This window comes from Phyllobacterium sp. P5_D12 (genome assembly GCF_054049495.1).
Genome location: NZ_JBFUMG010000324.1, coordinates 1 through 5,105 on the forward strand (window position 1 = coordinate 1; position 5,105 = coordinate 5,105).

Sequence of the window (5,105 nt, forward strand, 5' to 3'; positions counted from 1 at the left end):
CGCTTTATGACGTCGGAGGAATGTGCATGATCCCGCTATAGCAAAGCATTCTGAAAAGAAGCCAAGCCGCAGACATCTGCGACCTGGCTTTCTTCCAATCCAACATGCTCAAGAAAAACTAGAACTCCATCTCGACAGGCATGGTGTTTACGCCATCGGACGGTAGTCGCGGGCTCGCTCACGCTCCCGTACCAGCTCATCTTCGGTGAAGTCAGCACTGTTTTCATCAAAGCCCTGCCAACCTTCCTCTCGATACATGGCGCGTCGTGTATTCAGGTCAACGGGAGCATTTTCATCGATGACGGAACGAGCAATATCAACCTGATGATCCTCGACGCGTGCCGAAACCAAAGTGCTGCCTCTACGGACACCTTCTGCATAAACGTGAGCGTCGTTTTCATCGACGCCTGCACTCGTCATTGAGCCGATTATTCCGCCTGCAGCACCGCCAGCGACAGCTCCTGCAACCGCACCTGTCGCGGTAGCGACAAGCCAGCCCGCAGCAACGACTGGACCGACACCTGGGATCGCCAACATGCCAAGGCCCGCTAGGAGCCCGCCTGCGCCGCCCACGACGGCACCGACGCCAGCCCCAGTTGCTGCACCCTCACCTGCGTTGGATTCATCAGTTTTGCCACTACGGCTGACGATGCTGATATTGGACGAGGAAATCCCTGCATCCTCAAGCGCGTTGACAGCGGTTTTGGCATCTTCGTGATTGTCATATAGTCCTGTGACAGTTTGCATAGTTCCTCCTGGTTATTGCTTGCTGAAAAAGTTATTTGGCGGCTTCGACAATGTTGCCTTGGAAATCGAGTTTTACCTCGACCGATTTGCCGTCTTTCATCGCGGTGCCCGTCCAGATGCCATCTTCACCCTTGGTCAAAGTACCGACGTCGGCGTAACCCTTGGCTTCGATGCGTTCCTTTGCCTGGCCCTCGGTGAAACTGTTGGCCCCTTCAACTGGGGCTGCCGGATTTTTTGTATCTGGTGTCGCGACTGCAGGCGTTTGAGTATCAGTTGCAGGTTTTGTTGCCTCTTGGGCGTGGGCCGCGGACAGCATCGAGAGAGCGCCGAGCGCGAGTGCTATACGTTTCATGGTGCCTCCTTATGTGATCGATGATCGATCAGTGGAGTGACAACCCTCCGTTGCTCCCAATGTTCCCGTCCTATGCGCAATGCGCCCGAAGTTTATTTTTACTCGTGCATGGAACCAGACGGCGGTGAGCAAATCTCGCCCAACTGCGATGGGCTAAATTTTCTCCCCTGCTTTCGAAACCGATATGCAATCGGAACTATCCACACATTTCCTCGTTTCAAAACTATTCTTCTCAATTCGAAGCCCTCTCCCGGAACAGCGGTCCAATGCGCCTCTTCACCTGCGACAACTGCAAGAACGTTGTCTTTTTCGATAATCGCCAATGCGTCCAGTGCAAATCCAGACTGGCCTATGAACCTGTTACTATGACAATGCGCGCGATCAGTTCCGAGGCCGTAGGTTCGTGGCGATTCGTGAGGGGCGAAAGATTAGATGCATGCATGTGCGCAAACGCATCCTTTGACGTTTGCAATTGGCTGGTCGATCCCCTGGCGAGCCGCGGTTTCTGCCTGTCCTGCCGTCATAATCGCCTGGTGCCATCCATCAAAACATCAGAGGGCCTAAACCACTGGCGCAAAATCAGTCGGGCGCAGCAACACCTCTTCTATTCCATTTTGCGCTGGAATCTTCCACATCCCGATCGCGATGAGGATCCAACGGGCGGCCTGGTTTTCGATTTTCTCGAAGATCAACATCTTCCCAGTGGAATGATTGTACCCGCAATGAGTGGCCACGACGAAGGTCTCATCACCATTCGTGCCGCCGAGGCCGATGACGCGACGCGCGAAGAGGCGAGGCAATCGGTCCATGAACTGTATCGGACGCTGCTTGGTCACCTTCGTCACGAAAGCGGTCATTTCATATGGAACAAGCTTGTCCGCGACGGCAATGACCTGGAGAACTACCGCTCAGTGTTTGGCGATGAGCGGGCAGATTATGAACAGGCTCTCCAGCACTATTATGCCAATGGTCCCCTCTTGGGGTGGCAGGAAAGCTTCGTCTCGGCTTACGCAAGCTCCCATCCGTGGGAGGACTTTGCCGAGTGCTTTGCACACTATATCCATATTGTTGACAGCCTTGAGACCGCGCGCGAATTTGGCGTCGCAGCAAAACCGCCAAAGCATCTGGCAATGGCAGCATCAATCAATTTCGATCCTTATCAAGCGGATAACGCCGAACAGCTTGTGAGCACCTGGGTCCCACTTAGTATCGCAATCAATTCTATACAGCGCAGCATGGGTCAATCCGATTCGTATCCATTCGTCTTGTCCTCGCCCGTTATTGTCAAACTCGAATACCTGCATCGCCTTGTTCAGAAGTTCGAGAAGCAACAAGTCATTCGCGGAGCATATGATTGCTGATCGTACCAAAGCAGGAGAAGCGATGATGCCTGCAGCCAAGGCGGACAAGGTCAATATTCCTGCCGACCTCGGCAAAGATCATCAAGCAAAGCTAAATGCGCCGAAAGCTGCCGGGAAGTCAGCTTTTGACAGATTGCACGTGGCCGATGAATTTAGCAGCGCATGAATCGGCGGTGGCATCGTTTTCCGGCTATACACTACTGGCGAAAAAGGGGAACTGAAAGCTTTCGCGGCCAAGACGCTCCYGACACTGAAGGAACATTTGGCGGAAGCCCAAACGTACACTGAAGCTTGGCATTGACATGAGAATCTGTGGAGTCGACCCATGTTCGAAGGCTTCGATCTCGAGCTAATCTCCCTGCGGGACGCCACGCTGCGCGTCCGACATGGCGGAAAGGGACCTCCCCTGCTGCTTTTGCATGGCCATCCTCGTACGCATACAACCTGGCACAAAGTTGCGCCGCTCCTGGCACAGTCTTTCTTTGTGGTTTGTCCTGATCTGCGCGGTTTTGGTCAATCGTCGAAACCTGTGGACACAGTCGATCACGCCGGGTCCTCCAAACGAGCAAAGGCCAAAGATTGCGTTGAATCAATGCATACGCTCGGACATGAAGAGTACTCCATAGTGGGACATGATCGAGGGAGATACACGGCTTTTCGGACTGCCATGGACTACCCTGACACAGTGAAGTCGCTCAGTATCCTTGATGGCGTTCCGATCTTGGACGCTCTGGAGCGAAGCGACGAGAAATTTGCCAAGGCGTGGTGGCATTGATTTTTCTTCGCCCAACAAGACAAACCGGAGCGCGCTATCCTGGCCGATCCACTTACTTGGTATGGCGGGTCCCCGGAAAAGATGGGCAATGGCAACTTCCAAGATTTTTGTGCAGCAATTCATGATCCGCAAACCGTGCATGGAATGGTCGAGGATTATCGCGCTGGCCTGAAGATGGACCGTACGCACGACGAAGAGGACCGCGTTGCTGGGCGCAAGATCACGTGCCCTACGCAGGTCCTGTGGTCGCAACATGACGATTTGGAATTTCGCTACGGCGACGTCCTGGATGTGTGGCGTGCATGGTCGACCGACTTATGCGGGCATGGCCTTCCGTGCGGACAATCACATGGCGGAAGAAATCCCCGAACTGCTGACGCGTGAATTGGCTGCGTTCCATGAGCGACATCAGTAACTTAAAAAAGGGTCTTGAACGTCATTATTAAGCTCCGTAACTGACCTCTGAACGCAATCCAGGGAAGTCCATTTTACCGGCCAAAATGATTCAAGTCTCAAAGGTGTGCCCGTCTCAGCCTAACGAGCGTGGGTATCGCAAATCGCACATGGAACCATTCCCTTGCCCTCGTACCGGACCTTGAATCATTGTTGCGGCATTACACGTCGCCGAACCGTGGGCCACTAATGCCGTCGATGTGAGGCGTGGTGCCACCCCGAGTGTTGGGGCGCTTCTAGAATTTCCTCACGGGACTTCTCACCCAACATTTCCAAGAGATGGGTCTTAGCCCGGTTTATTCTGCTTTTGATGGTTCCAATGGGGCAATCGCAAACTTCCGCGGCTTCGTCGTAGCTAGCACCCATGACACAAACCAGCATGATTGCTTGCCGGAAATCCGGATCGAGTTGATGCAATGCTGTTTCAAGTTCATGGCCCCGAATAGTCCATTCCTGGGATGGTGGCCGGGAGGGTCCGTTTTCAGCGATATCTTTTTCCCCGCCTGTGACCTCCCTCAGTTGGTGCTTTATCGCTGTATTGAACGTATTTCTCATGATGGTGAACAACCATGACTTCATGCTCGTGCCCGGAGTAAACTGGTGCAATGATCCGAGCGCGCGTTTGAGTGTTTCTTGGACAAGATCGTCTGCGTCATCGGGTTGCCGATAGAATGACCTCGCAAATGCCCTTAACGCTGGCACAAGAGTAACGAGTTCCGCTCTGCAGTTAATTTCTAACTGGAAATCTTGATAAACGGGATCGATTGCAGCCATATCTTGTCCTCTCTGGATAAGAGGACAATGCGTCGAAGAGATAACTCGTTCCTCCGTCGCCTGAACTGTACGCTACCGAACATTTCAGCTTTTTTGAGTCGTGGAAACCAAAGTGACTATTAACTCGTCTGTGGTCAGAAGAGCATGGTCGGCTCGCATGGTGCAATTGAGAGCGAGTGTTTTGAGCGGCATGTTTTGTCACCTTTGAACGCTCCGGGTCCGCGCAAAGTGGCCGAGCTACAGGCCACTTTGCTTGAATAATGAGGTCAGCGACTCTTGCTGCCCTCGCTGCCTTTCGACTGCTTGTCGGATGAGTTGCTCGATGACCCGCTCTTATCCTGCTTGTCGCTTGAGCTTTTTGAACCACCCTTGGTGCTTGATTTGCGGTCCTGACTATTTGGCATTTCTTTCCTCCATGTTGACTGGAAAAGTTCCAGTAGCCAATCAACCCAGCATGAGGAAAACTGTTCCGGCTAGCTGACCTTTGGTGCGATATCGCACCAAATCTCGTTTAGGACACGACATTGCCTTGAATCTCCATCAGTCGCGATGTCGCGCCTGCGGATCCGCCTTTAGTAGATCCGCAAAAAATATCGTTCCGATCAGCTCACCTGGCTCATTATAGACGCGAACGACCCAGCTG

The 5,105-nt window shown here is 53.1% G+C and carries 7 protein-coding genes; 4 read left to right on the top strand and 3 right to left on the bottom strand.

Annotated elements, in window-relative coordinates:
* Positions 1-147: 147 nt before the first annotated feature.
* Positions 148-747: a general stress protein gene (locus ACXJ5O_RS18340; RefSeq protein ID WP_457301145.1), complete on the bottom strand. Its 600-nt coding sequence runs from the start codon at positions 745-747 to the stop codon at positions 148-150.
* 31 nt (positions 748-778) lie between these two features.
* Positions 779-1,099: a PepSY domain-containing protein gene (locus ACXJ5O_RS18345; RefSeq protein WP_457301146.1), complete on the bottom strand. Its 321-nt coding sequence runs from the start codon at positions 1,097-1,099 to the stop codon at positions 779-781.
* Positions 1,100-1,365: 266 nt separating this feature from the next.
* On the opposite strand from ACXJ5O_RS18345, the gene ACXJ5O_RS18350 reads away from it, so the two are divergent.
* The 4 genes from ACXJ5O_RS18350 to ACXJ5O_RS18365 all read left to right on the top strand — a co-directional run bounded on the left by ACXJ5O_RS18350 (position 1,366) and on the right by ACXJ5O_RS18365 (position 3,650).
* Positions 1,366-2,460 (top strand): zinc-binding metallopeptidase family protein, encoded by a 1,095-nt coding sequence (locus ACXJ5O_RS18350; RefSeq protein ID WP_457301147.1) that lies wholly within the window; start codon positions 1,366-1,368, stop codon positions 2,458-2,460.
* Positions 2,450-2,626 (top strand): DUF4142 domain-containing protein, encoded by a 177-nt coding sequence (locus ACXJ5O_RS18355; protein WP_457301148.1) that lies wholly within the window; start codon positions 2,450-2,452, stop codon positions 2,624-2,626. The genes ACXJ5O_RS18350 and ACXJ5O_RS18355 overlap by 11 nt, the downstream gene beginning before the upstream one ends.
* Positions 2,627-2,785: 159 nt before the next feature.
* Positions 2,786-3,235 (top strand): alpha/beta fold hydrolase, encoded by a 450-nt coding sequence (locus tag ACXJ5O_RS18360; RefSeq protein ID WP_457301149.1) that lies wholly within the window; start codon positions 2,786-2,788, stop codon positions 3,233-3,235.
* Between the two features lie 253 nt (positions 3,236-3,488).
* On the top strand, positions 3,489-3,650 hold the full coding sequence (locus tag ACXJ5O_RS18365; protein ID WP_457301150.1) for a hypothetical protein: 162 nt from the start codon (positions 3,489-3,491) through the stop codon (positions 3,648-3,650).
* A gap of 224 nt (positions 3,651-3,874) precedes the next feature.
* Here the strand turns inward: ACXJ5O_RS18365 and ACXJ5O_RS18370 are convergent, their stop codons facing one another.
* Positions 3,875-4,462: a sigma-70 family RNA polymerase sigma factor gene (locus ACXJ5O_RS18370; RefSeq protein ID WP_457301151.1), complete on the bottom strand. Its 588-nt coding sequence runs from the start codon at positions 4,460-4,462 to the stop codon at positions 3,875-3,877.
* Between the last annotated feature and the right edge of the window lie 643 nt (positions 4,463-5,105).

Coding starts and splice junctions, on each gene's coding strand:
- ACXJ5O_RS18365 (WP_457301150.1), top strand. CDS start 3,489: ATGACGATTTGGAATTTCGCTACGGCGACGTCCTGGATGTGTGGCGTG.
- ACXJ5O_RS18345 (WP_457301146.1), bottom strand. CDS start 1,099: ATGAAACGTATAGCACTCGCGCTCGGCGCTCTCTCGATGCTGTCCGCG.
- ACXJ5O_RS18340 (WP_457301145.1), bottom strand. CDS start 747: ATGCAAACTGTCACAGGACTATATGACAATCACGAAGATGCCAAAACC.
- ACXJ5O_RS18350 (WP_457301147.1), top strand. CDS start 1,366: ATGCGCCTCTTCACCTGCGACAACTGCAAGAACGTTGTCTTTTTCGAT.
- ACXJ5O_RS18360 (WP_457301149.1), top strand. CDS start 2,786: ATGTTCGAAGGCTTCGATCTCGAGCTAATCTCCCTGCGGGACGCCACG.
- ACXJ5O_RS18370 (WP_457301151.1), bottom strand. CDS start 4,462: ATGGCTGCAATCGATCCCGTTTATCAAGATTTCCAGTTAGAAATTAAC.
- ACXJ5O_RS18355 (WP_457301148.1), top strand. CDS start 2,450: ATGATTGCTGATCGTACCAAAGCAGGAGAAGCGATGATGCCTGCAGCC.